Origin of the sequence: Aequorivita antarctica (assembly GCF_007997155.1) — a bacterium.
GTDB lineage: Bacteria > Bacteroidota > Bacteroidia > Flavobacteriales > Flavobacteriaceae > Aequorivita > Aequorivita antarctica.
The window spans coordinates 39,300-64,008 of sequence record NZ_VORT01000005.1; the positions used below are offsets into that span (position 1 = coordinate 39,300).

A 24,709-nucleotide genomic window follows, 5' to 3' on the forward strand; every position below is an offset into this window, starting at 1 on the left:
GACTGCTGAAAAAAATATTTTTGTCTTCATATTTAATTATATTAATAACAGGAAATTGCTTTTAAAATTATTGGAACATAAACCAGCGGATTACCCGTATTAATATCATCAAATCTAATATAAATAATTTGCGGGTTTACACTGTTTTCGTACATTAAATTGGTAATGGGGCTTGTTCCTGCAAGCATGTCTTCGTAAGTTTCGTAATAACTCCAGCTTACAGTTGAAGGATCAGAGATACCTGTGAAAGGGAAGAAACAATCAAAATAACTTTCTAGATCAAATACGGCACTTTGCGAACCCGGTTCGGTTTCACATTCTTCAAAAAGAAATTTTCTACACGGTTCGTAACAGTCTTTAATGAAGCGATAGCTGTCCACTCCATTTGCTATTTCCATTTGCGCTTCGTCAAAACTGACTACTTTCCAATCAAAATTCCAGTCGTTACTTATACTTTCATCGCCTGTTAGAAAAATATTGAGGTGAAGTTCATCCTCTATAAAATAGGTAACCCAAGTTCCGCCGAAGGAGTGATCTTGAAAATACAAACCTGCATTTCCGAAATTGCTCACTTCAAAATATGAACCATCATATTCAACATTTGGACCGTCAAGATGACTCACTTTCCAAATACACGAGGTTTCAGTTAAAATATTGTTGCAAGTTGTAATTGTGTCTGCCTTTAAGCATTTGTCTATGGCTTCTTTTAATTCATCATTATTGTTGATAACATAAGGTTGTCCATTGTCCAAAACACTGCTTATAGGATAGCTTAGGCTAATAGATTTTCCTACTTCCAAGGTGCCTAGAAACTCACTGAATTGTATATCACTATTTATAACCTGGTAACCGAAAACATCCATATTTTCATAATAGATTACCAAAGTGAAAGGGTAATTAAAATCAATACAGGTAATTTCATTTTCAAAATCATTTCCCGCTGCTCGCTCAATTAAATTATAAAGTTCAGAATCCACCTGAATAACCTTTGAGGGATCGGCTTTATTTATGGGTTCGTCTTCGCAGGAATTGAAAAATGTGAGTAGAAGAATGAGAGATAGATAACAAAGGTTTTTCATAATATTTCTGTTACGTTGTTACCCTATAGTCTTAAATTTTTTAAAAGGTTGCGTGGTAAATAAAAAAATGCCTCTAGTTAGGAAACTAAAGGCATTTTTGGTAAAAATGATATTTAATTAAACTCTTACCTGTCCATCACCAAAGACATAGTATTTATTGGTGACTAACTGTTTTAAGCCTAATGGACCTCGGTGATGCAATTTGTCTGTGCTAATGGCAAGTTCTGCACCAACCCCCATTTGCCCACCATCTGTAAAGCGGGTAGAGGCATTGTGATATACGGCAGCGCTATCCACATTTTCCATAAAATGTTTCGCTTTTTGAGTGTTTTCCGTCAGAATAACACTTGAATGACCACCGCTATATTTATTTATTTTTGAAATGGCTTTGTCTATTCCCTCGACACCTCCCACGGCAATTTTCATTGCTAAAAATTCTTCACTCCACGTGTCTTCACTAGGAATAGATTTATTTTCTGAAAGCACCTTCTTTATTTCTTGATCTACCAAAATTTCTACCTTGGCTTTTTCCAATACAGTTTTTAATTCCTGAAGGCGGGTTTCATAATGTGGAAGTTTTTTATCTATTAAAACTTTATCCAAAGCATTGCAACCTGAAATTTTATCAGTCTTGGCATTTAAAATAACCTGAAGGGTTTTTACCCAATCGGCATCTTCGGCTACATATAAAAAGTTATTTCCTCTTCCGCTAATTAAAACGGCACATTTTGCATTTTCCTTTACAAAATTAATCAATCGCTCGCCTCCTCTAGGTACAATAAGATCCAATTGCTCATCTGGATTTTTAAGAAATGCCTGTGTTTCTTCCCGGTTTAATTGTAGCATACGGACCCAGTCTTTCTCCAATCCATTTTCAACAAGCGATTTATGCCAACAAGCCACCAATTCCTTATTGCTATTGAAGGCTTCTTTACCTCCTTTTAATAAGATTTTGCTATTGGCTTTAAAAGCTAAAACAGCAGCCTCTACAGTAACGTCCGGCCTAGATTCATAGATAATCATAATAGTGCCGAAAGGGGCGGTCTTGTTTATGATGTTAAGTCCGTTATCTAGTTCAATATTGGAAATTTCCTGATTTACGGGATCTTCTTGGGCGCGTACTTCAGAAATTGCTTTTATCATTCCGTCAATTTTGGAATCGTCCAAAACTAAACGATCGTACAATGCTTGATCGTCTTTTTTAAAAGCTTCCAAATCTTTTTTATTGGCTTCTAAAATAGCCTTACGGCTTTGGTCTATGTTTTTCATCATAGCATCCAATACCTCATTCTTTATTTTTGTGTCTATCAATTTCATATTATCTCTCTTCAGTTTTAGTTATTATTTATGCGTAAAATTTTGTGCCGATTTTTTTTCCGTTCAAAATATCTACAATTACATTTTTCTGTTTTCCATTAGCGATATAAGTAGGTATGTTTTTCAGGGAAGTTTCCTTGGCAATTTTCAATTTAGATTTCATTCCGCCACGACCTTCACCTTCACCTTTTTCAGATTTCTGAACATAGTGTTCTACTTCTTCTTCATGGTGTACTTCATCAATTTTTCGGGAATCCTTATGATCTGGATTTCCAGTATATAAACCATCTGTGTCGGTTAAAATAATCAAAGCATCAGCTTTAATTAATTCTGCAACCAAGCTTGCCAATTCATCATTATCACTGAACATAGAGAGTGTTAATGACACGGCATCATCTTCATTTGCAATGGGAACAATCCCTTCATCAAGCAAACCTTCATAACAGTTAATCATGTTTTCCCGGTGTTTTCCTGGTGAAAAATCGCGTTTTGTTGCCAAAATTTGTGCGCAACGCATTCCGTGATTGTGAAATAAACTATAGTAATGCCGCATCATTCGAGGTTGTCCGACCGAAGAGTATATCTGTCTGCGGGTAGCATCATCTTTAGCCAAACATTCACCTAAAACTTCCTTACCTGCAATTGCCGATCCTGATGAAACTAATACGGGCATAAACCCATTTTCATAAACTTCAGCAATTTGACGTACCAGTTCATTTAGAATAGGCACTACTATCCTGTTATCTCTGTTAGTCATAACGTTGGTTCCTACTTTTATAACCACTCGTTTTTTATTCATAATTTTATTTTTGGTATTTGATTATTGTCCGAGCTCTGTTGCTCTGTCAAATGCCGCGTATGCAGCTTCTTTAATTAATTCTTTTACGTTGTTGTCTTCCATAGAATCCAAGGCAGCACGTGTTGTACCTCCTTTTGAGGCAACCATATCCATCCACGCATTTGGTGAAAGATCCGAATCATTGAACAATGCTACAGCACCTTCAAATGTTTGGGTAACCAAAATTTTGGAATCGTTCTGTGAAAAGCCCATTTTAAGAGCAGCTTCCATCATAGATTGCATAAAGTAAAAAACATAAGCTGGCCCGCTTCCAGAAATACCTGTTGAAGCATTGATGAAATTTTCATTTTTAACATGGATGGCTTCTCCTGTAGTGTCCAGAAGATTGCGTACCATTATTAACTCAATGCGGCTTACTTCTTTTGATTCTGTAAAGGAAGTCATTCCCAAACCTACCTTTGCAGGAAGATTGGGCATTGCCCTCACTACTTTTTTAATTCCCAATCCTTCTTGTATGGTATTGATTGTAATTCCTGCCATTAAGGAAATAAACAGTTGGTTTTCGTTTACCAAATTTTTCATCGAATTAAATAATTCTTCACTGTGATAAGGTTTTACGGCTATAAAAACTACATCCGCTTTCGGAAGGCAATCTGCTATTTTATCATAAGCATCAAAATTTGGAATTTCTTTTAATTCCAATGTCTTTTCGGGGGAAACATCGTAGATCATTAAATTTCTGCGATTTAGATATGGAGATTTTGCCATGCCTTCTGCATAGGTTAATCCCATATTTCCTGCGCCTATTACTAGTACCTTCATAATTGTTTTTTGTTATTTAATTTATATAACTGCAAGTATTGTACTAGAAAGGGAGCTTATTAGTAATTCGGCTATATATTAAAAATAAAGGGTTGTTAGCTTAGTGGTTAATGCAAGGGAGGGGAATCACTAAATATTTGTTAAAGTTATGATCCAAAAATAATACTATGCTTTTATGTCGGTAAATGGAGCTTATATATCAAAACACTGTTATTATGGCATACAAAAACGCCCTCCCTGAATTCTCGGGACTAAAGGCGTTTTTGAAATTTAGTTATTTTATATGTTATATTCGGGTGTTTTAGTACGTTTTAATAATCCATCTTCATAAATTTTTCAATCTCTTGAATTGTTTCTTTTGTTTCTTCTTCTTGAACGAAATGCCCACAATCAAACTTTTTCACTTTTGCATGTGGTAATCGTTTCTCCCATTTTTGCAAGTAATCTGTAGTGATAAATTCATCTTTAGTACCCCAAAGGATAAGCCAAGGTTTTTGTTCTAATCTGTCCAAGTTCAACCATTGCTCTTGATACCAATCAGACGACCCAACTAATGATTTACCAATATTCAACAGTGAAAGACGAGAAGATTTATTCGGGAAAGGATGAATGTATTGTTTATGGACCTTTTTTGATAAATTTTCCTTTTTGTGAAATCCCTTTTTTATTAAATACTTGGGGGAGAAATTCATTCTTAGGTACAGAAACTGAGCAATTCCACTATTGATTATTTTATCCACTTTTTGCGCTGCTGGGTTATCTTTTGTTGCCCACAGCCAAGTATTAAACATAACCACTTGCTTGATTCTATTGTGATTCTGAATTGCTGAAGAAAGACCAATTGGACCTCCGAAATCGTGCACTACAATAGTTATTCCCTTAAGATCAAGCTTTTCTATAAATTCGGTTAAATTTTTGGAATGAGATTGCGGTCTACCATCAGATATTTCAGGTTTTTCCGACAATCCAAAACCGATATGGTCGATTGCTATACATCTATATTTTTTTGATAGTTCAGTTATATAGTCTCTATAAAGAAATGACCAAGCTGGTGTGCCGTGAACGAATAATATAATATCTCCTTCTCCTTCATCTACATAATGCATTTCTCCTGCATCTAACTGCATAAATTTGTTTTCGAATGGGTATAAGGTTGTGTCTAACCATTGCTGTGCTTGTACTGAAAAATTCATAATTGATAGTGTTGACATTGCTAGTAATTGTTTCATAATTTATTTTGAAACAAAGGTCATTCTATACTATCAATCTAATCTTGGTATAAACCAAGATTTCAAATTTTTACAGCTCCAAGTAATTTACTAAAGTTGCTTGGGTCAATTCTTAAATAAGAAGCAAGGTCTTTATGTGATACCATTTGAAGTAAATGAGGACTTCTTGAAGTGAAATTTCTAAACCGAGTTTCTATATCGAATGCCATTAATTCATAGTAACGATTTAAAGTGTCGCTCAACAAGAACTCAGTTGCTTTTCGAAATAATGTTTCGATCGATCTATGTTTAGACATTAACTCCTGGTGTTTTTTAAATGATATTCGCAAGAATTTACTATCCGTAATTGTCGTTAAAAAATAGTTAGAAGGTGATTGATTCAAGAAGGATTCAGGAATTCCTGAAAAAGAAGGGGAATAAGTAAATGCTATAATATGTTCCTTGTCTTTGTTTATGTAATAGGACTTTTGAATTCCATCTAGTACAAAATACATATAGCGCTCTGTATCTCCTTTCCAAGTCATAATAGTGTTTTTTGGAACAGAATATTCTGTCCAACAAGAAAGGTACTCTTCAAGAATGTTATCTTCAACTAGATGTATTTTGGATAGAAATTCTTTCATTTTGTAATGTGCTTCCGGTTTTTATAAGATTAGCTGCGATGTTTAAGCACCCAATTTAGCAAATACAAACCGAATAGACACGAGCGAAGCAATTTTTGAAAGTAGGCGAGTGCCAGCAATTAATTTTATACGGTATAAGCGGTTCGGACTTTTTTTGAATCTTATTTATTTTTATTACTAATGTTTAGTCGGAATAAAATCAATTTTGAATTTGTCTCATCAATGCTATCCGTAGTCTTAAATTTCAATTCTTTAAGAAGATTGGTTGAACTTTGGTTGTCCTTATGTGTATAAGCATCAATTGTTTTTAGTCCAAGTGTTTGAATTGAATATTCAATTATTTTTTTTGCTGCCTCTCTCATAATTCCTTTTCCTTGATACTCCGTTAAAAGTTCATATCCAATTTCGCATTTTTTTTGTTCTTCTGAAATATCAAAAAGACAAATTGTCCCTACAAGTTTTTCGTTTCCTTTTTGTGCAATTGCCCAATAAGATAGGCTATTGTTTTTTATCTTCTCAATAAATTCCAATGCGTCTTCCAATGTTTTATTTGGCTGCCTGTCAAGATATTTGTTTATTAAAGTGTCAGAACGAAGAAGAAATATTTCCTGAACATCACTGTCAGATAATTGTCGGAGAGTCAGCCTTTCAGTTGTCAATATAGGGAAGGTTTTCAAATTTCTATGTTCCATTATTTCTATAATATTTGTGACTGATTTCGTTCTTGGCCTGACCGCTAACGATCTTGTATAACCATCTGCTAATTAAATCACCTTCAGCTCTGTGAGGCCTATACCTCGTTTTCAAGTGCTGTCCCTAGCTTGTTAAAGGGTTCTAATGAAATTGCCGCCATAATATTATAAAAATATTAAAAAAAACAATTGTATACCAAATAGAAAACGCCCTTCATTGCTGAAAGGCGTTTAGTTTTATTTGAAAAGAAATTAATCTCTTTTTCTATCTCTATCACGACTGTTACGATCATCACGGCCACGGTTGTCGCGTCCACGATTATCTCTGTCTCTTGAACCACTTCGGCTATCGTCGCGTGGTGGACGTTCCTTATAACCTTCAGGTTTTGGCAACAAAGCTTTTCTAGAAACTTTATCTTTTTTCGTCCTTGGATCGAAACCAATAAATTTCACATCAAAAACATCACCCATGTTTACTACATCGGTTACGTTTTCTGTTCTTTCCCAAGCAAGTTCGCTAACGTGAAGCAATGTCTCGTTTCCGGGAGCATCTGTATATTCTACAACAGCACCAAAATCAAGCATTTTTATTACTTTCACTTCGTAAACGCTACCAACTTCAGGTTTGAATGTTAGTGAATCAATTTTTGCTAAAACAGCATCGATTCCTTCTTGTCCAGTTCCTAAAATTTCAACAATACCTTCTTCAGTTACAGGATCTTCGTTTATCACGATAGTACATCCTGTTACTTTTTGAAGCTCTTGAATTACTTTTCCTCCAGGTCCAATCAATGCACCAATGTATTCATTAGGAATACGTACGGTAACCATTTTAGGTGCGTATGGCTTCACATCTTCTCTAGGAGCAGCAATAGCTTCAGTCAATTTATCAAGAATGTGTAAACGACCATCTCTTGCTTGCTTTAATGCAGCTACAAGAATCTCATAACCCAATCCTTTTACTTTTATATCCATCTGGCAAGCAGTAATACCGTCTGCAGTTCCGGTTACTTTAAAGTCCATATCGCCTAAGTGATCTTCATCACCTAAAATATCAGACAATACAGCATATTTTCCAGAGGCTGAGTCAGAAATTAATCCCATTGCAATTCCAGAAACTGGTTTCTTCATTTGTATACCAGCATCCATCATTGCCATAGTTCCTGCACAAACAGTTGCCATAGAAGAAGAACCGTTAGATTCTAATACTTCAGATACCACACGTACTGTGTAAGGACAATCTGCTGGTACCATTCCTTTTAATGCACGTTGTGCAAGGTTACCGTGACCAACTTCTCTACGAGATGTTCCACGAATAGGTCTTGCTTCACCTGTACAAAAAGGAGGGAAGTTATAGTGAAGGTAAAATGTCTCTTCGCCTTCGTAAGATGGCATATCTATTTTGTTTGCTTCTCTAGAAGTTCCCAAAGTTACAGTGGCTAAAGCTTGAGTTTCTCCACGTGTAAATATTGCCGAACCGTGAACAGATGGCAAATAGTCAACCTCACACCAGATAGGGCGAATGTCTGACGTTTTACGTCCATCTAAACGCAATCCTTCATTTAAAGTTAAATCTCTAACAGCAGATTTTTCTGCTTTACGGTAGTATTTTGAAACCAATTCGCCAAAATCTGCCAATTCCTCTTCAGAAAAAGTAGCTTTAATAGAATCTTTTATTTCAGAAAAAGCAGCGCTTCTTTCGTGTTTAGCTGAACCAGCTTGTGCAATAGCATAAACTTTATCATACGCCATATCATAAACCTTTTTCTCAAGGTCTGCATCTTCTCTTTCTGCAGGGTACTCACGAGTTTCCTTTTTTCCGAAAGCTTCGGCAAGTCTAAGTTGTGCGGCACATTGTACTTTAATGTGTTCGTGTGCAAATTTAATTGCTTCGGTCATTTCTTCTTCTGAAATCTCCTTCATTTCACCTTCCACCATCATTACACTGTCTGCAGAAGCACCAATCATCATATCGATGTCAGATCCTTCTAATTGTGCTCTGGTTGGGTTGATAATGAATTCTCCATTTACACGTCCTACTCTTGCTTCAGAAATAGCACATTCAAAAGGAAAGTCTGAAAGTTGAATAGCGGCAGAAGCTGCCAAACCTGCCATTGCATCTGGCATAACGTCTTCATCGTGGCTCATCAACTGGATCATCACTTGTGTTTCAGAGTGATAATCTTTTGGGAAAAGTGGGCGTAATACACGATCCACCAAACGCATAGTCAATACTTCTCCGTCACTCGGCCTTGCTTCTCTTTTGAAGAAACCACCTGGGTAACGACCTGAAGCGGCAAATTTTTCGCGGTAATCTACTGTTAAGGGTAGAAAATCTAAGTCTTTTTGTTCGTAGTTTGAAACTACGGTACAAAGAATCATACATTTTCCGGATTGTACAACTACAGCCCCGTGGGCCTGTTTTGCCAATTTTCCGGTTTCGATGGAAATCTCTCTTCCATCACCTAGGTCTATGACCTCTCTAAATACTTTAGGTATCATTTGTTTTTCATTTTTGTGCTCAGAAGCTTTTGCTTTTTCAGCAATAGCAAAGGAGTACGTTAATTTTGGTCAAAACCTGATTTTCAGGTTTAGTGTTGTTGTGTTGTCGTGGTTGACCAATGAAAAACCTAAGGGTAGCTTTTCTATGTTTTTTCAGAATATTACTCCTAAAAAATAGTTGAAATAAAAATAAAGGGCTCGTAAGAGCCCTTTGAATATTACTTACGTAATCCTAATTCTTTAACGATAGCACGGTAACGAAGGATGTCTTTTTTCATAAGATAATCCAACAATGCTCTACGCTTACCTACCAACATTACCAAAGAACGCTCAGTGTTGTAGTCCTTGTGGTTTGCTTTAAGGTGTTTTGTTAAGTGCTCAATGCGATACGTGAATAGCGCAATCTGTCCTTCTGCTGACCCAGTGTCAGTCTTAGACTTTCCGTGTTTTTCGAAAATTTTTCCTTTTTCTTCTGTTGATAAATACATGCCAATATTGTTAAAATGATTTTTATGTACTGACTACCGTTTTGATAATCAAGGCCGCAAAAGTACAAAATCGAATTTGAAATTTATATGTTTCAATAAAATTAATTCAAAAATATATCTATTCCCATTTTTCTGCGTTATATCTGTCTAAACCCCTAAACCTCAAATTTATGAAAATCACCCCTTTTAGATTAATTGTGTCATTTTTAGCAATGGGTATCTTCTTGTTTACAAGTTGTAATAAAGACGAAAATGATTCTTCGGAAGAAGTTAATTTTTCTTCAGACAATTCTATGAGAGCTGCAAAAACTGATAATGTTACTGAGGCTACATTCAATATTATAGAACAGGCTTTTGTTGAAAATGAAACTGGTGGCCGTGGCATAACTCAATTTTCACTCTTCTCGGATTGTACCACAATAACCGTTGAAATGCAAGGAAACGTATTTACCATTTTATTGGATTTTGGTAACTCTTGCACGTTGAACAACGGGAATGTAGTTTCTGGAAGTATTCTTTTGGAATATGGGCCTTTGGTTTCAGGAACTTATACGGTCAATTACACCTTTCAGAATTTTGTTATCAACGGAAACGGCGTAAGCGGTGGCGGCAGTATTTTATATGAAATTGCAAATCAAAACGATAATCCGCAATCTACCGTTACCGAAAGTATTACTGTGAGTTTCCCGAATACTACGGTTACTGGTACTCGAAATGGAACCCGTATTTCTGAATGGGTGGAAGGTGTTGGTTCCGGTACATGGCTTGACAATGTATATCATATAAACGGAAATTGGCAAACTAAATTCACCAATGGTTTTGAACGCAGCGGAGAGGTTACTGAGACGCTTGTTTATAAAACCGCCTGCCCTTATGTTGTTGATGGCCGGCTTGAAGTAACTCAAGATGGGTTAACTGCAGCTATTGATTTTGGAGATGGCGAATGTGATAACATGGCTGTATTTATTTATAATGGCCAAGAATATCCTTTTATAATGAATTAATTGAATTTGATTTTTCATAAAAAAAGCTGCCCGTTTTTGGGCAGCTTTTTTTTATGCAATTTTCTCACGAAGTGGTCTGTTTAAAACCAAATCGAGATAGAGATTAATTTTTCTTTTCAGATCTCGGCGATGCGTGATAAAATCGAGGAAACCGTGCTCTAAAACAAATTCAGCGGTTTGGAAACCTTCGGGCAGTTCCTTTCCTGTGGTATCACGTACTACACGCGGTCCTGCAAAACCTATTAATGCTCCGGGCTCGCTAATATTTATATCACCCAGCATCGCGAAAGAAGCAGTTGTCCCTCCAGTGGTTGGGTCTGTGCATAATGAAACATAAGGTATTCCCGCATCGCTCAATTGAGCTAATTTCACACTTGTTTTTGCAAGCTGCATCAAAGAGAGTGCTGCTTCCATCATACGGGCACCGCCACTTTTTGAGATAATCAATAATGGGATATTCTTTTTAAGTGAATAATCTGCTGCACGTGCAATTTTTTCGCCTACAACGCTTCCCATAGAACCACCAATAAAACTGAAGTCCATACAAGCAACGACCAAATCAGCACCCATGGATTTTCCAACGGCGCAACGAATAGCATCTTTAAGTCCAGTTTTGTCCTGGGCTTCCTTTAACCTATCAGTATATTTCTTTTTATCCTCAAACTTTAAAGTATCTTGAGACGTAAGGTTTTTATCGAACTCTTTAAATTTGTTGTTGTCAAAAAGGATTTCAAAATACTCCTTACTACCTATGCGCACGTGGTAGCCATCTTCCGGGCTTACATAAAAATTCTTTTCAAGCTCTTCGCTATCTACCACCTTTCCAGTTGGTGATTTATACCACAGTCCTTTTGGGACGTCCTTTTTCTCTTCGGTTGGGGTTTGAATTCCCTTTTTTGTTCTTTTAAACCAAGGCATAAACTAGTGTTTGTTTAATATTTTTATTTTTAATCAAGGCTTACAACGTGTTTACGTTGTTCAAATCTTTAAAGGCCTGTTCAAGTCTGTTCTTAAAAGTGATTTCTCCTTCGCGAAGCCATTTCCGTGGGTCGTAATATTTTTTGTTTGGAAGGTCATCGCCTTCGGGGTTTCCTATCTGTGTTTTTAAATATTCCAGATTGTTTACCATATAATCGCGAACACCTTCAGTGAAAGCAAACTGCATATCAGTGTCAATATTCATTTTTATCACACCATAGCCGATTGCTTCGCGGATTTCTTCCACAGAAGAACCACTCCCACCATGGAAAACAAAGTCGATTGGATTATGGCCCGTCTTGAATTTTTTCTGAACATATTCCTGCGAATTTTTCAGAATTACTGGAGTCAATTTTACGTTTCCTGGCTTGTAAACACCGTGTACATTTCCAAAGGCAGCAGCAATGGTAAACTGATCGCTTATTTTAGAAAGTTCTTCATAAGCGTAAGCAACTTCTTCGGGTTGGGTATAAAGTTTTGAGGAATCTACGCCGGTATTGTCCACGCCGTCTTCTTCACCTCCAGTGATACCCAATTCAATTTCTAGGGTCATTCCCATTTTACTCATGCGCTCCAAATAGCGCTTGCAGATTTGAATATTTTCTTCAATAGGCTCTTCGGAAAGATCTATCATATGTGAACTGTAAAGCGGTTTGCCAGTTTCTTTAAAGAAATTTTCACCTGCATCAAGCAAACCATCAATCCACGGAAGTATTTTTTTAGAGCAATGGTCTGTGTGAAGAATTACAGTAGCTCCATAAACTTTTGCAAGTTCGTGGATATGTTTTGCACCGGCAACACCACCAGCTATTGCCGCTTTTTCATTTTCGTTGGAAAGACTTTTTCCCGCATTGAAATGTGCGCCGCCATTTGAAAATTGAATAATAACTGGCGCATTGAGCGCAGCAGCGGTTTCCATAACAGCATTAACACTATCGGATCCAACAACATTAACTGCGGGCATAGCAAAGCCTTTCTCCTTGGCGTATTGATGTATTTTTTGAACTTCTTTTCCTGTGGCTACTCCAGGCTTAATTCCATGACTCATAATTTTGTGGTAAAATGTTAAACGTTAATCGTGCATTGTTTTTAAGCTTCAGCTGATAACCGATTTCAGCAAACAAAAATAACAAATTTTAATGGTTTAGAAGGGATAGTTGATGCCTATGTTGTAAACAGCTTTTGAGAAATTATAGTCTTTAAACCAGCGTTCGCCAACAGGTCTTCCAGGGTTGTGGGTTTTAAAACCAACATCAAAACGAAATACAAAAAATCCAAAATCGTAACGAAGCCCGAATCCAGAAGCGACTGCAGTTTCCTTTAGATCTTGAATTCCGTCAAATCTGAATGATGGAATTTCAACATCGTCCAACACATTCCAAATGTTACCGGCATCAATAAAAAAGGCTCCCTTAAAATCGCCCAAGATTGTATATCTATATTCCGCATTAAGAGCGAGTTTGAAGTTTGCATCATTAAAATCCAAAACACTCCCGCTGCTCCCTGGGCCAAGGTCATAGGCTCTCCATCCACGGTTGTCGTTAGTACCTCCTCCAAAATAACTTCGGGTAAAGGGTATGCTGTTGCTATTGCCATAAGGAATCGCAATACCACCAAAAGCACGAAAAGCAAAGATGTTTTTGCCATCTAAGTCCCAATGCTTAATGTATTCTGTTTCTGCTTTCACATATTGCGAATAAACAATTCCCAAGGTTTCATAGTTTCCATCGGAGTTCTTGTTTAGTCCCGCAAGACTCGAAATACCAGAAAGTAAATTACCGGCAGATTCCAGTTTTAGGCGTAGGCGAGAAAAATTATTATCGTTTAAGTGCTCACGGGTATCCCGCGTCATTGTTATGTTTGAAGCAAAAATAAGGTTGTTTTCGCTAAGGCGTATTTGGCGCTCCCGAATACTCAACACTTCTTGATAGGCTACATTATCAGCGTAAAGATCTCTATTTAACACATCAGAAATAAATACAGTTGTCTCGTCTGGAATTTCCAATATCGGATCTGTGGAGGGATTGTTAAAGTCATAATTGAGATCCCTCGCAATTTCATTCAATCGTGAATAGGAACTTTTGTATACATTAAAATAATTCTCAGGATTCAGATTCCGTACAAATTGCAAGTTTAACAAATCCAGCTGATAGGTAAGTATTTTTAAAGATTTCCATCGATAATTGAATATGGCGTTGGAAGTCTGCCTATCCAGCCCAATATTATTTTGTGCACTATAACCAAAACTGACACTGGTGGAGGGCGACATATACTTCGGAATAAGCTTTTCAGTATTTAATGGAAAAAGGATCCGTGGAAAAGTGAGTTTTACATCGCCACCAAATTCTGAAATGTTGAAAAATTTGCTCTCACTATCGCCCGCATCTTTCGAAGAACCTAGACTTCCACGACCCGAAATTTCAAGAATTTCCGCACCTCGAAAAATATTTCTAAAAATCATATTTCCACTAAAGCCGACGCCAAATTGCTGAATGGTAGAGGTGTAGGCGTCAAAATCTACTCCTAAGGTAAAACGGTCGCGCGGGCTTAACAAAACGGTTGAATTCAATAGCTTTCCAGTGGTGTCTGAAGCTACTTCGGCATAACTGATATTTGGATATTTAAATATTCGGAGATCGCTTATCTGGTTATAGGTTAGGGTTCTGTCAATATCTTTAAAAATTTTCCCAGGATTGATTGAGACGGCAGATGTAATGGCTTTGGGGCGAAAACGCATTTTGCCATAACTGTAAAGTTTGTAACCCATATAACTCAATGAGTCTTGGAAGCTTTTATTTCGATTTTCGTATGAATAATCTGTAACAATCCGAACCTCATTAATAGTATGGACCTTAAATGGAACTGTACGGGTACTGTCTCCTTCGGTAATTTTTCGGTCGGGGATAATGTAGGTTATATCGGCTTTGTGATCCGTATTGACGGTGTCCGCCTCAAAACCAACGTAATCTTGTTCAAAATGATATAATCCAGAATTTCTAAATAAAATAGTAAGTCGGTCACGTTCATTCACAAAATCATTGGCCGCATATTGCTTCCCTGGAATAATAAACGAGTTGGCCTTCGTAATTTGAAACAGTGAATCAACCACGGGCGAACTTATCTTTTCGCCTATGGAATCGCCCACAAAATAGGGTTTGTGCTTTTTGACGGAATAAGTGATTGTCGCTCTTTTTTTCTTCTTTTCGCTTGGGGCTATTTTATAATCAACTTCATCGTTAAAATAACCATAGCTCGCATACCAACGCTTCAAACGTTCCACAGATTTTTCAATCCGTTGCTCGCTTATAATTACGGGTGCATCTCCAGATTTTTGAAGCCATTTATTGAAGCCCACATAACTACTGTCTATCTGGTCCACTTGTTTTTTAGAAAGAAGACGAATAAGCCGCTCCTCTCGTTTTGGGTTTTTGTGAAGCCATTTGTAATATGTGGAATCTGGTTGTGGATCTGCAAGATTATATATATGCAATCCAAAAGGAATACCCACCAGCGGAATGGTAGGATTAGGTTTTTGGGCCAGCTGGCTATATACGCCAGCATCTTTTGTTTCTACGCTATCAACTAAAATTGTGTTTTTAGTTAGCAAATATTTTCCCTCTGGCACAAGCTTTACTGCATCACAGGAAAAAAACAAACTGATTAATACTATAAATAGTGATATTTTTGTGAGGTCGCGCTTCAAGTGTACGTTTTTATTCAAATTCAAAAATACTATATTTTGGTCAGCAAAAGTCAAACAAAATTAATAACGAGCCTTCAGCAGAAAAAGTACCGCGAACAAACAGGTTTTTTTGTGGCTGAAGGGCCAAAGGTTATTGCTGAATTGCTGAACGAAGGCTTGACGCTTCAGTCGCTTTTTTCAACTGATGTTTCTCAAATTACTAATGAAAATCATTTTCGGGTAACTGAAAACGAACTAAAAAAAATAAGTTTTTTGAAAACCGCAAACACTGCTGTTGCCATTTTTGAAATACCAAAACGCAAGCCTGTGCAAAATTCAGGTTTGATAGTTGCTTTGGATGCAGTGCGCGATCCAGGAAATTTAGGGACAATCATTCGACTTTGCGATTGGTTCGGGGTACAGCAGTTGCTTTGTTCTGAAGACACGGCAGATTGTTTCAACCCAAAAGTAGTGCAGGCAACAATGGGTTCATTGGCGCGGGTGCAGGTTAATTATTTGTCGCTTACTGAATATTTTGACCAAACAGAATTGCCCATTTTTGGAGGATTTATGGACGGAAAAAATGTTTATTCCGAAAAACTTCCAAAAAATGCAATTGTAATAATGGGTAATGAAGCCAATGGTATTTCAGATGCAATACTTCAAAAAATAACTCACAAAATAACCATTCCCCGTTTCGGAAAATCTCAAAAGACGGAAAGCTTGAATGTTGCCACGGCAACTGCTATTCTTTTAAGCGAATTCAGAAGAGCTATTGAAAAGTAAAGTTCACAAAAATACCGCGCGTAGATAATTTTTCAATATTCCCGGTCCAAGGACTATTCGGGTCGTCGTCTGGTACCAATTCATTGCTCATAGCAAACACCCCACGGATGGAAGGTGTGAATTTAAAGTAATACAGATAGAAATCTATTCCAAAACCTAGTTCGTAATAATTGGTATTTTTCGTCATCCGGAACTTTCCCTGCTCGTTGTCCTCAGGGTTTTTCTCGTTGCTGGAAAGGTTAATAGATGTAGAAATACCACCAATAACAAACGGTTTGATGTTGTTCAGCCTCTTTGTTGAAACTTTTAGTAACAGCGGAACGTGAATATAAGTTGATTTCACCTCTCGCAAATAATCCTTCCGATCCTCAAAACCAGGATAAATAAGATTACGTTGCGTAAAATACAAGCCTGGTTCCAAACGCAGGTTTATATATTGGGTGAGGCGCATATCGCCAACAAGCCCAACATTGAAGCCCGCGGAGCGTTCTACTTGAATGTCTGTATTGTCGTCTTCAAATTGGTCCTTGTAATCGAATTTAAAATCGTAGCTGTTAAAGCCTAAAAAGAAGCCAAATGAAAAGCGCTTTTTATCAAAATTTTCCAAATTTGCTATCCGTTCCTTATTGAAAAACCATTGCGCGTGAGCACTGTTTGCAATGAATAAAACGGCCAATACAAAAAAAAGCTTCTTCATAAATTATTTTGTAGCGTTATAGATAGTTGCTACCCCAAATGTTTGCGGGATATTTTTCACTTCATTAAACCCAATTTTTCGCAAAATATTGTTGAGCTTTTCGCCGTGTGGAAATACCGAAGCACTTTCGCTTAAATATTTGTAGGCTACTTTGTCTTTGGAAAACACTTTACCTATAAGCGGTAAAATAGTTTTTGAATAAAAATGGTATCCTTGTTTGAAAGGGAATTTTGTTGGCACTGAAGTTTCCAAAACCACAAAAATGCCATCTTTTTTTAGCACACGAAAAATTTCGGAAAGACCTTTTTCCAGATTTTCAAAATTGCGGATACCAAAGGAAACAGTGATTGCGTCAAAAGTATTGTCTCCAAAAGGTAACGCTTCCGAATCTGCTTGCACAAATTCAATATTTTTAGAAATAGGCTTTCCGGAAACTTTTTTGCGGGCAACGGAAAGCATTCCTTCGGAAAGATCCAAACCAACAATTTTTTCTGCGGAAGTTTTTTCTGCAAATTGAATGGCAAGATCGCCCGTTCCCGTAGCTATGTCAAGAATGGTTTTTGGTTTTTTTTCAGCAACCATTTTAATGACCTTTTTTCGCCATTTAATATCAGAACCTAAGGAAATGATACGGTTTAGGCCGTCGTAATTTTCAGAAATAGCATCGAACATCTGTTCAACCTGTTTCTTTTTTCCTTCCGAAGAATCTTTATAAGGTGTTATTTTCTTTTCCATAAATTTCGCTTGCAAAACTACATATTTTTTAAGAGGTGCTATCAACTTTGTTTAATTTTCAGACTATAGCGAAAACTTATTCCCAAAAAATGATTTCTCTACCAATGGCTTTTATTTCTATATCTTTGCATTGTTTATTTTAAAGCCTAAAGTAATAGCTCAATGAAGATTATCATTGCCGGTGCCGGCGAAGTGGGATTTCACCTTGCGAAATTGTTATCTTTTGAATCGCAAAACATTACACTTATAGATACCAACCGAGAAGCCTTGGCCCACGCCGATGCGAATTTGGACATTAGAGTAGTGCGGGGAGATTCTACATCAATCGCGGTTTTGAAGGACTCACAGGTAAGTGAAACCGATCTTGTTATTGCTGTAACTTCCAGCGAAACCACCAACATTACGGTTTGCGTTCTGGCAAAACAGTTGGGCGCTAAGCGTACCATTGCACGTATTTCTAATACCGAATTTATTGATAGAAAGGATGAGGTAGGCTTTGAAAAATTTGGAATCGACGAATTGATTTCCCCCGAATCTTTGGCTTCAAATGAAATTGAACTTCTCCTAAGTCAAAGTGCCTTTAACGAAAACTATGAATTTGAGAATGGCGCATTGAGTATGATTGGGCTAAACCTTTCCCGTACCTCTGCTTTTGTAGGCAAATCTGTAAAGGAAATGGCGAAAGTTTATCCCGAATTACAGTTTGTCCCTATTGCCTTGCAACGTTTTGGCACCCAATACACCATTATTCCACGCGGCGATACCCAATTTAAAGAAGGTGATCAGGTTTACTTCACAACCGTTGATAAAGGGGATGACCAGATTTTTAAACTTTCGGGAAAAAGTAAACAGGAAATAAAAAATGTAATGATTCTCGGAGGAAGCAAAATTGGCTACAAAACAGCAAAAGATTTGTGTAAAACCGGTTTCAACGTCAAACTTATTGAAAGCAGCAAAGACAAAGCTTTTGAAATTGCTGATGATATCCCCAGTTGTCTTGTAATAAACGGCGACGGTAGAAATGTGGATTTGTTATCCGAAGAATCCATTGAGGATATGGACGCCTTTATTGCCGTTACAGGAAACAGCGAAACCAATATTATGTCTTGTTTAATGGCAAAGTCGAAAGGTGTTAAAAAAGCAATCGCATTAGTGGAAAATATGGATTATTTTCAGCTTTCACACTCTATCGGAATTGATACGCTCATCAACAAAAAACTTTTGGCGGCAAATAATATTTTCCGCTACGTCCGTAGAGGAGAGGTTGTTGCAATGACGAAGCTTAACAATATGAATGCAGAGCTATTGGAATTTATGGTTTCTTCACATTCTAAAGTGTGCAATAGAAAAATTAAAGACCTTGATTTTCCTGCTTCAGCAATAATTGGCGGGGTAATTAGAAATGGGGAAGGGATTATTGCCCTAGGCGATTTCGAAATTAAAAATGGCGATAGGGTAGTGGTTTGCTGTCTTCCGCAATCCATCGGGAAAGTTGAAAAACTCTTTATATAATGGGTTCACTTACCAAGCTTAATTATAAAATCATTTCACACTTAATGGGTCTTTTGCTTATGGTGAATGGCGGGTTTATGCTGCTTTCTTCCATAGTGAGCTGGTACTACAAAGATGGTGTACTTAAAGAAATGCTTTTGGCTGGCACAGTTGCCTTAGGAGTGGGGGGAATCATAATGCTTTTAACAAAAAATCACCGAAAGGAAATCCAAAAGCGGGAAGGATACATAATAGTTACGTTTGGTTGGATATTTATGGCGCTTATAGGAACACTACCATATATTTTCACCAATGCAATTCCAAGTTTTACCGATGCTTTTTTTGAAACAATGAGTGGTTATACCACCACGGGTGCTACTATTCTCACAGATATTGAAGTTGTGCCACGAGGTGTACTCTTTTGGCGAAGCATAACCCATTGGATTGGGGGGATGGGTATCATCGTTTTGGCAATAGCAATTTTACCATTATTGGGAATAGGAGGCATGCAGCTTTTTGCGGCCGAAGCACCTGGCCCTGGTGGAGACAAACTGCATCCACGAATAACAGATACAGCAAAAAGATTGTGGCTTATTTATGTGGGCTACACTTTAGCTGAAACCATTTTACTGAAAATAGCAGGAATGAGCTTTTTTGACGCTGTAAACCATTCATTGGCAACCTTGAGTACGGGTGGATTTTCAACCAAAAATGCAAGTGTTGCTTATTGGAACGACAACCCAATGGTGCAATATATTATCATTGCGTTTATGTTTTTAGCGGGAAGTAATTTTGTTTTAAGCTATTTCGCCTTCAAGCGGAAATTTCAGAAAATTTTTCAAGATGAAGAGTTTAAACTATATACAGTATTAGTAGTTGGATTGACCATAGTCGCATCTTTGCTGATTTATTTTCAAGCAGACGTAGCGCTTTCTAGCATTGCACACCCTATGGTTTGGGGGCCATTTGAAAGTGCGGTACGCCACGGGCTTTTCCAGGTGCTTACAATTATTACCACTACAGGATTTATTAGTGCAGACTACACCTTGTGGACGCCGTTCTTGACCATTTTCTTTTTTGGAATGATGTTTTTGGGAGCTTGCGCAGGTTCAACGGCGGGTGGAATAAAAATAATGCGACATTTAATCATGATTAAAAATGGCGTGCTTGAATTTAAACGAACCCTTCACCCACATGCTATTTTGCCTGTTCGCTACAATAGAAAAGCAGTGCCGCAGCCAATTGTTTTCAATATTCTTGGCTTCTTTATTCTTTATATGCTTTCTTTTATTGTAGGAACCTTGATTTTTTCATGGCTTGGTTTAGATTTTAAAACCGCCCTTGGGGCTGCTGCCTCAACCCTAGGGAATATTGGTCCCGCCCTCGGCGATCTGGGGCCTGTAAATAATTATGCCTATCTGCCCGATGCAGCAAAATGGTGGTCCAGCTTTTTAATGCTAATTGGTAGATTGGAATTGTTTACCGTACTTATTCTGCTTACTCCTTTTTTCTGGAGGAATAGATAATTTAAAGTTCAAAGCTCAAGATATAAGCTAATTTTTAGCGGAAGTTACATTTACTTTTGAAGCCAAATTCTTTGCCTTTTCGGTTACTTCTGAAATATTTCCTTCGAGCTTGTCGTGGGTTAAAACAACGCCCATCCTTCTGTAAGGTCGGGAAGTAGGTTTTCCAAAAATTCTGAAATCTGTTTTTTGCGAAGCCGCTACTATTTCAAGTCCCTCAAAAATGGGGTTCTCTGAATTCTCCGTGGCCAAAATAACAGCACTGGCGCCAATGCGTTCCTGAGTTATATCAGAAATTGGAAGTCCTAGCACGGCGCGAAGGTGTAGCTCAAATTCATTGAAATTTTGGGTTTTGGCAAGCGTTACCATTCCCGTGTCGTGCGGACGGGGGGAAAGTTCGGAGAAATAAACGCCATCATCTGCAACAAAAAATTCAACGCCCCAAATGCCACAGCCGGTTAGGGCAGTGGTTACTTTTTCGGCCATTTGCTGTGCTTCCTTTAAAACTTCACTTTTCATTGGTGCTGGTTGCCAGCTTTCCATATAATCGCCGCGTTCTTGGCGGTGGCCAATAGGAGGGCAAAAAAGTGTTTTCCCGTTGCGTTGGGTAACGGTGAGCAGTGTTATTTCATACTTGAAGTTTACAAAAGCTTCTACAATTACTTCCGCCACATCGCCGCGAGAGCCGTCTTGTGAATATTTCCAAGCTTTTTCAATATCTGTTTCCGTTTTTATAGTGCTTTGCCCTTTTCCGCTGGAAGACATCAAAGGTTTTACTACGCATGGCATTCCTATTTCTGCAACCGCTTCTTTAAGACTTTCAGCTGAGGTTGCATAGCGATATTTGGCGGTTTTCAAGCCTAATTCTTTGGAAACAAGATCGCGAATTGCTTTTCGATTCATTGTAAAGTTTGCCGCCTTTGCTGATGGGATTACTGTATAGCCTTTTTTTTCATATTCATAAAAACGCTCTGTGCGTATAGCTTCAATTTCAGGAACTATATAATCTGGTTTGTACTTTTCAACAAGGGCATCCAACGCTTTTCCATCGAGCATATTTATTACTTCAGCAAAGTCTGCAATTTGCGCTGCGGGTGCGTTTGCATAGCTGTCCACGGCTATTACTGTTTGCCCGATTCTTTTAGCGGCAATAGTAAATTCCTTGCCCAATTCTCCGCTTCCTAATAATAAAATTTTAGCCATGCTATGTTTTTTGTAAAAATACAGCAATAGATTAAATGAAAAAACCCAAAGCACAATTTGTACTTTGGGTTTTTATCATTTAAAAAGTTTCTAAGTTATTTAACGATGATTCGTTTAACTCTTCCGTCTTTTTTGTTTCCAACACGAACTAGGTAAACCCCTTTGGCTACATAACTCATGTCTAATTTGTATTGATATCCGTTGCCGTTGTTTTCAAGCTTTTTGAACAATAATCTTTGTCCAAGAGTATTGTAAACGGAAAGGTTCATAGCCTCGGAATAATTAACGGTCTTCAAACTTATGTCAAAATTGTTGTTCTCTAGGATTAAAACGGTTAAACCATTTTCGTCGAAAATATTTTCACCAACACCCACAGTACCAATTTGTGCTGAATAGTCTTCGGTTTCACCAAAATTTGTTTCTTCACAGGCATCATCCGGTACAGGACCATTCCAGTTGGTTTTTGCACGCATCAAGTGTTGACCAAATGCTGCCCCTGATGGGATTACCAAATCAGTAGTTATGGTGTATGTTCCACTTCCTTGCCCGGAAGCAACTTCAATGTTGTCAACCACAATTTCGTCATTAGTGAAGACGAAGTCATCATTAAAATCAATCCAAACACGAATGAACTGATCACCATAACCTGTAGTTATAGTAAGGTCGTTAGTAGAATCTGGCTCCATTCCTGCTATAAGGTTTGTAAAATCACCATAGCCTTCACAAGCAGATGGATTGTTGATATCCGTTACACTGAAAAGTTGAAAACCATCTCCAAATGAACAATCGCCAACGGGCTGACAGTTTTGTTTGATGATAACCACAGAGGTTGAATCATTTGAAGTATCACTGTCTCCAGCCAAAGATGTATAGGCGCTCAAGTTATAACTTCCAAGAGCAGAAAAATCACCAGTTTGTACAAAGGTGTATGAAGTAGATGAATTTGCAGCCAAAGGACCAGCAACTACTTCTGTAACTACAGTTCCTTCCAAGTCGTATGAAACATCAAAATTTGATTTCGGCTCACCACCAAAGTTGTTGATGGTAACCACGATGTTTTCGGAAGCTGTCAAGTCGGTACCAGAAACAGGAGCTGTAATTGCGCTCACACCAATATCATTTGGCTGTAAATAGGTCACGGATTTTGTACGGCCATCGTTTGAGGTGTCTTCATCGCCAGCCATATTGGTTTCAGACATAATGGAATAGGTTTGACCAACAGTACCCATATTTGCTGTAGCGGTAAAAGTATATTGAGCCGTTGCAGCAGAAGCTATTGTTCCGATGAAAGTTTCTGAAACTACTGCTCCACCATCCACTTGGAAGGTTACTGGAAAGTTTGAAGCACTGTTTTGGCCATAGTTGAAGACAGTAACGGTAACTGTTTCGCTGTTTGAAAGCGTTCCAGTAACTGGTGAGTCAATGCTTACTACTCCAATATCATTGTTGAAGTTTGGTGCAATTTGGAAAACACCTACCACATCTTTTCTTCCACTGTTCATATATTCGTCTATGAACCAGAATTCTTTATCGTTTGATGGGTCCAAATCAATTTTGCTGTAATCACCGTAACGAGTACCTGGAATGTTTTGATTACCTGCGGCAATCAATTCTTCCCCAATAGTCATGGTATTCAAAGGGTCGTTTGCATAGCGGCCAGTATAATAGGAGCTTACTCTTTTTGTAGTCGGATCAGGAGTTGTTGGTCCAGCCATAGAAGTGTATCCCATCCCAATGTTTCCTTGTACATCCATCATCATACTTGCATGCCAAGCGTGTTTTCCATCAGGGGAAGTATAGGTTCCTTCTTGGTATATTGACCAAGGTTGTCCATCGGCAGTTTGGCGAAGCTCGAACCAGCGCACACCGGCAAGTTCACCGCTTGTGGCGTCAGTATCAACAACAAAGTTGAAAACCGCAGAGTTATGGTCGCCAAATTTTCTAAACTGTGCTTGGTTCATTATCGTTGCCTGTAATGCATCAATAGCTGTACCACCACCTGGTTGGGTTAAATTCACAAAACTACCACCGTCAAAAACTGAAATGAAAGGAGTTGTGGTCAATTCAACAGGAGCAGAAATAGTGGAGCTTCCTGGGCTAGCCCAGTTAACATCTACAGTCCAAAGTTTTACGTGATCCTGCGAAACACCAGACCAAGCATCATCTTGCAAATAGATAATTGGCAAACCGCCAGCTGCTGGCAAGTTGCTATTGCTTACGTTAAGTGCTTGAGGGCTATAAAAACCGCTGGTTACAATTCCCGGAAGGGGAAAACCAATTATTTGTGCGGTTGGATCGCCAGCGAGCATTTTAGTCCGCTCCATTGCATAAATTTTATTAGTAGCTGAAGTATTGTCTGTCATATAATAACCATCGCTCCAAACTGAAAGCTTCTGATAATCGTTGATTTGTGGAATGTTGTAAACATACCAGCCATCATTTACTGGGTCTGGACCGTCGGAAACAGCTACTTGTGCACCACTCCCCAAGAAAGTCATTACAAACCTATCTGCAGCATTGTCATACGAAATAGTAAGATCGCAGCAACCACCATTTGGAAAAATAGTTGGGTTTGGGCTAATTTGACCAGTTAATGGGTTTCCGCTTTTGTCAAAAATACGGAAGCCAGTGTTGAATACAACTACGGCGTGATTAGGTCCAACACCTATAGAAGGGTCTGTAGGTTGTGAACTTGAAGTTGCCGCGTCAAAAACCAAGGTAGGAGCTTTTCCGCTAAGAATTTGCTCCATTTTATCTGGGTTTCTAACGAAATAATCATCTTCAATCTGAGGATCTTTTCCGGGAACAATCAAGTTTTTTGAAGCTCTTCCGTCTTGCATCACTTGTTCTTTTACTCTTGCTGGAGCCAAATTTGTTTGAGAGGCTATTGAGGGCACATGCACCATAGAGCCTACTGTGCCCACATAAGTTGCATTTGTTTTTTCTTGAGCCTGTCCTTGAAAGACAAAAGCGAAGAAAAATAGGAGTAACGTAATCTTAATTTTCATGGTTTAGGGTTTGTTTTGAGTTAATTTTTATTTCAGGCGTCTAAAATACAG

At 37.9% G+C, this 24,709-nt stretch carries 20 protein-coding genes; 4 read left to right on the forward strand and 16 right to left on the reverse strand.

Going from position 1 to position 24,709, the window contains the following annotated elements; all coding sequences use genetic code 11:
• Positions 1 to 41: 41 nt before the first annotated feature.
• The 9 genes from ESU54_RS08295 to rpsO form a co-directional block, all read right to left on the reverse strand.
• On the reverse strand, positions 42 to 1,079 hold the full coding sequence (locus tag ESU54_RS08295; protein WP_111844496.1) for a hypothetical protein: 1,038 nt from the start codon (positions 1,077 to 1,079) through the stop codon (positions 42 to 44).
• Between the two features lie 117 nt (positions 1,080 to 1,196).
• Positions 1,197 to 2,396 (reverse strand): glutamate-5-semialdehyde dehydrogenase, encoded by a 1,200-nt coding sequence (locus ESU54_RS08300; protein ID WP_111844497.1) that lies wholly within the window; start codon positions 2,394 to 2,396, stop codon positions 1,197 to 1,199.
• A gap of 28 nt (positions 2,397 to 2,424) precedes the next feature.
• Entirely contained in the window at positions 2,425 to 3,195 is a 771-nt protein-coding gene (gene proB, locus ESU54_RS08305; RefSeq protein WP_111844498.1) for a glutamate 5-kinase, read from the reverse strand.
• A gap of 21 nt (positions 3,196 to 3,216) precedes the next feature.
• Positions 3,217 to 4,017 carry a pyrroline-5-carboxylate reductase gene (proC, locus tag ESU54_RS08310; protein WP_111844499.1) on the reverse strand — a complete coding sequence of 267 codons (801 nt, stop codon included), beginning with the start codon at positions 4,015 to 4,017 and terminating at the stop codon, positions 3,217 to 3,219.
• Positions 4,018 to 4,328: 311 nt separating this feature from the next.
• The gene (locus ESU54_RS08315; RefSeq protein ID WP_200830107.1) at positions 4,329 to 5,246 is read right to left on the reverse strand and encodes an alpha/beta fold hydrolase; all 918 of its coding nucleotides are present in this window, start codon (positions 5,244 to 5,246) and stop codon (positions 4,329 to 4,331) included.
• Positions 5,247 to 5,308: 62 nt separating this feature from the next.
• A complete protein-coding gene (locus tag ESU54_RS08320) occupies positions 5,309 to 5,869 on the reverse strand; it encodes a Crp/Fnr family transcriptional regulator (RefSeq protein WP_111844500.1) in 561 nt (186 codons plus the stop codon).
• Positions 5,870 to 6,030: 161 nt separating this feature from the next.
• The gene (locus tag ESU54_RS08325; RefSeq protein ID WP_111844501.1) at positions 6,031 to 6,561 is read right to left on the reverse strand and encodes a GNAT family N-acetyltransferase; all 531 of its coding nucleotides are present in this window, start codon (positions 6,559 to 6,561) and stop codon (positions 6,031 to 6,033) included.
• 252 nt (positions 6,562 to 6,813) lie between these two features.
• Positions 6,814 to 9,063: a polyribonucleotide nucleotidyltransferase gene (locus ESU54_RS08330; RefSeq protein ID WP_111844502.1), complete on the reverse strand. Its 2,250-nt coding sequence runs from the start codon at positions 9,061 to 9,063 to the stop codon at positions 6,814 to 6,816.
• Positions 9,064 to 9,281: 218 nt separating this feature from the next.
• Positions 9,282 to 9,551 carry a 30S ribosomal protein S15 gene (gene rpsO, locus ESU54_RS08335; protein WP_045080761.1) on the reverse strand — a complete coding sequence of 90 codons (270 nt, stop codon included), beginning with the start codon at positions 9,549 to 9,551 and terminating at the stop codon, positions 9,282 to 9,284.
• A 170-nt stretch (positions 9,552 to 9,721) separates the two neighbouring features.
• Between rpsO and ESU54_RS08340 the strand changes: the two genes are divergently transcribed.
• Complete coding sequence (locus tag ESU54_RS08340) at positions 9,722 to 10,555, forward strand: hypothetical protein (protein WP_146743991.1); 834 nt, start codon at positions 9,722 to 9,724, stop codon at positions 10,553 to 10,555.
• Between the two features lie 51 nt (positions 10,556 to 10,606).
• On the opposite strand, the gene accD is transcribed toward ESU54_RS08340, so the two are convergent.
• The 3 genes from accD to tamL all read right to left on the reverse strand — a co-directional run bounded on the left by accD (position 10,607) and on the right by tamL (position 15,236).
• Positions 10,607 to 11,473, reverse strand: a complete 867-nt coding sequence (gene accD / locus ESU54_RS08345; RefSeq protein WP_111844504.1) for an acetyl-CoA carboxylase, carboxyltransferase subunit beta — start codon at positions 11,471 to 11,473, stop codon at positions 10,607 to 10,609.
• Positions 11,474 to 11,513: 40 nt separating this feature from the next.
• Positions 11,514 to 12,581: a class II fructose-bisphosphate aldolase gene (fbaA, locus tag ESU54_RS08350; RefSeq protein ID WP_111844505.1), complete on the reverse strand. Its 1,068-nt coding sequence runs from the start codon at positions 12,579 to 12,581 to the stop codon at positions 11,514 to 11,516.
• A 96-nt stretch (positions 12,582 to 12,677) separates the two neighbouring features.
• Positions 12,678 to 15,236 carry a translocation and assembly module lipoprotein TamL gene (gene tamL, locus ESU54_RS08355; protein ID WP_111844506.1) on the reverse strand — a complete coding sequence of 853 codons (2,559 nt, stop codon included), beginning with the start codon at positions 15,234 to 15,236 and terminating at the stop codon, positions 12,678 to 12,680.
• A gap of 36 nt (positions 15,237 to 15,272) precedes the next feature.
• Here tamL and ESU54_RS08360 point away from each other — a divergent pair, with 36 nt between their 5' ends.
• Positions 15,273 to 16,001: an RNA methyltransferase gene (locus ESU54_RS08360; protein WP_111844604.1), complete on the forward strand. Its 729-nt coding sequence runs from the start codon at positions 15,273 to 15,275 to the stop codon at positions 15,999 to 16,001.
• Here the strand turns inward: ESU54_RS08360 and porT are convergent.
• Together porT and ubiE are read right to left on the reverse strand one after the other, a co-directional pair.
• A complete protein-coding gene (gene porT, locus ESU54_RS08365) occupies positions 15,988 to 16,698 on the reverse strand; it encodes a type IX secretion/gliding motility protein PorT/SprT (RefSeq protein ID WP_111844507.1) in 711 nt (236 codons plus the stop codon). The two genes, ESU54_RS08360 and porT, sit on opposite strands and share 14 nt — an antisense overlap.
• Before the next feature lie 3 nt (positions 16,699 to 16,701).
• A complete protein-coding gene (gene ubiE, locus ESU54_RS08370; protein ID WP_111844605.1) occupies positions 16,702 to 17,433 on the reverse strand; it encodes a bifunctional demethylmenaquinone methyltransferase/2-methoxy-6-polyprenyl-1,4-benzoquinol methylase UbiE in 732 nt (243 codons plus the stop codon).
• Positions 17,434 to 17,595: 162 nt separating this feature from the next.
• On the opposite strand from ubiE, the gene trkA reads away from it, so the two are divergent.
• Together trkA and ESU54_RS08380 are read left to right on the forward strand one after the other, a co-directional pair.
• Positions 17,596 to 18,945: a Trk system potassium transporter TrkA gene (trkA, locus tag ESU54_RS08375; protein ID WP_111844508.1), complete on the forward strand. Its 1,350-nt coding sequence runs from the start codon at positions 17,596 to 17,598 to the stop codon at positions 18,943 to 18,945.
• The gene (locus tag ESU54_RS08380) at positions 18,945 to 20,450 is read left to right on the forward strand and encodes a TrkH family potassium uptake protein (RefSeq protein ID WP_111844509.1); all 1,506 of its coding nucleotides are present in this window, start codon (positions 18,945 to 18,947) and stop codon (positions 20,448 to 20,450) included. Before trkA ends, ESU54_RS08380 begins: the two co-directional genes overlap by 1 nt.
• Positions 20,451 to 20,477: 27 nt before the next feature.
• Here ESU54_RS08380 and purT read toward each other — a convergent pair whose 3' ends face one another.
• Positions 20,478 to 21,650, reverse strand: coding sequence for a formate-dependent phosphoribosylglycinamide formyltransferase (gene purT, locus ESU54_RS08385; protein WP_111844510.1), 1,173 nt, complete (start codon positions 21,648 to 21,650; stop codon positions 20,478 to 20,480).
• A 95-nt stretch (positions 21,651 to 21,745) separates the two neighbouring features.
• A complete protein-coding gene (locus tag ESU54_RS08390) occupies positions 21,746 to 24,658 on the reverse strand; it encodes a GEVED domain-containing protein (RefSeq protein WP_111844511.1) in 2,913 nt (970 codons plus the stop codon).
• Positions 24,659 to 24,709 lie beyond the last annotated feature (51 nt).

Excerpts from the sequence above, each read along its gene's own strand:
- ubiE (WP_111844605.1), bottom strand. The coding sequence starts at position 17,433 with ATGGAAAAGAAAATAACACCTTATAAAGATTCTTCGGAAGGAAAAAAG.
- accD (WP_111844504.1), bottom strand. The coding sequence starts at position 11,473 with ATGCCTTGGTTTAAAAGAACAAAAAAGGGAATTCAAACCCCAACCGAA.
- ESU54_RS08300 (WP_111844497.1), bottom strand. The coding sequence starts at position 2,396 with ATGAAATTGATAGACACAAAAATAAAGAATGAGGTATTGGATGCTATG.
- proB (WP_111844498.1), bottom strand. The coding sequence starts at position 3,195 with ATGAATAAAAAACGAGTGGTTATAAAAGTAGGAACCAACGTTATGACT.
- ESU54_RS08390 (WP_111844511.1), bottom strand. The coding sequence starts at position 24,658 with ATGAAAATTAAGATTACGTTACTCCTATTTTTCTTCGCTTTTGTCTTT.
- trkA (WP_111844508.1), top strand. The coding sequence starts at position 17,596 with ATGAAGATTATCATTGCCGGTGCCGGCGAAGTGGGATTTCACCTTGCG.
- porT (WP_111844507.1), bottom strand. The coding sequence starts at position 16,698 with ATGAAGAAGCTTTTTTTTGTATTGGCCGTTTTATTCATTGCAAACAGT.
- fbaA (WP_111844505.1), bottom strand. The coding sequence starts at position 12,581 with ATGAGTCATGGAATTAAGCCTGGAGTAGCCACAGGAAAAGAAGTTCAA.
- ESU54_RS08340 (WP_146743991.1), top strand. The coding sequence starts at position 9,722 with ATGAAAATCACCCCTTTTAGATTAATTGTGTCATTTTTAGCAATGGGT.
- purT (WP_111844510.1), bottom strand. The coding sequence starts at position 21,650 with ATGGCTAAAATTTTATTATTAGGAAGCGGAGAATTGGGCAAGGAATTT.
- ESU54_RS08325 (WP_111844501.1), bottom strand. The coding sequence starts at position 6,561 with ATGGAACATAGAAATTTGAAAACCTTCCCTATATTGACAACTGAAAGG.
- ESU54_RS08295 (WP_111844496.1), bottom strand. The coding sequence starts at position 1,079 with ATGAAAAACCTTTGTTATCTATCTCTCATTCTTCTACTCACATTTTTC.
- ESU54_RS08320 (WP_111844500.1), bottom strand. The coding sequence starts at position 5,869 with ATGAAAGAATTTCTATCCAAAATACATCTAGTTGAAGATAACATTCTT.
- ESU54_RS08380 (WP_111844509.1), top strand. The coding sequence starts at position 18,945 with ATGGGTTCACTTACCAAGCTTAATTATAAAATCATTTCACACTTAATG.
- rpsO (WP_045080761.1), bottom strand. The coding sequence starts at position 9,551 with ATGTATTTATCAACAGAAGAAAAAGGAAAAATTTTCGAAAAACACGGA.
- ESU54_RS08315 (WP_200830107.1), bottom strand. The coding sequence starts at position 5,246 with ATGAAACAATTACTAGCAATGTCAACACTATCAATTATGAATTTTTCA.
- ESU54_RS08330 (WP_111844502.1), bottom strand. The coding sequence starts at position 9,063 with ATGATACCTAAAGTATTTAGAGAGGTCATAGACCTAGGTGATGGAAGA.
- proC (WP_111844499.1), bottom strand. The coding sequence starts at position 4,017 with ATGAAGGTACTAGTAATAGGCGCAGGAAATATGGGATTAACCTATGCA.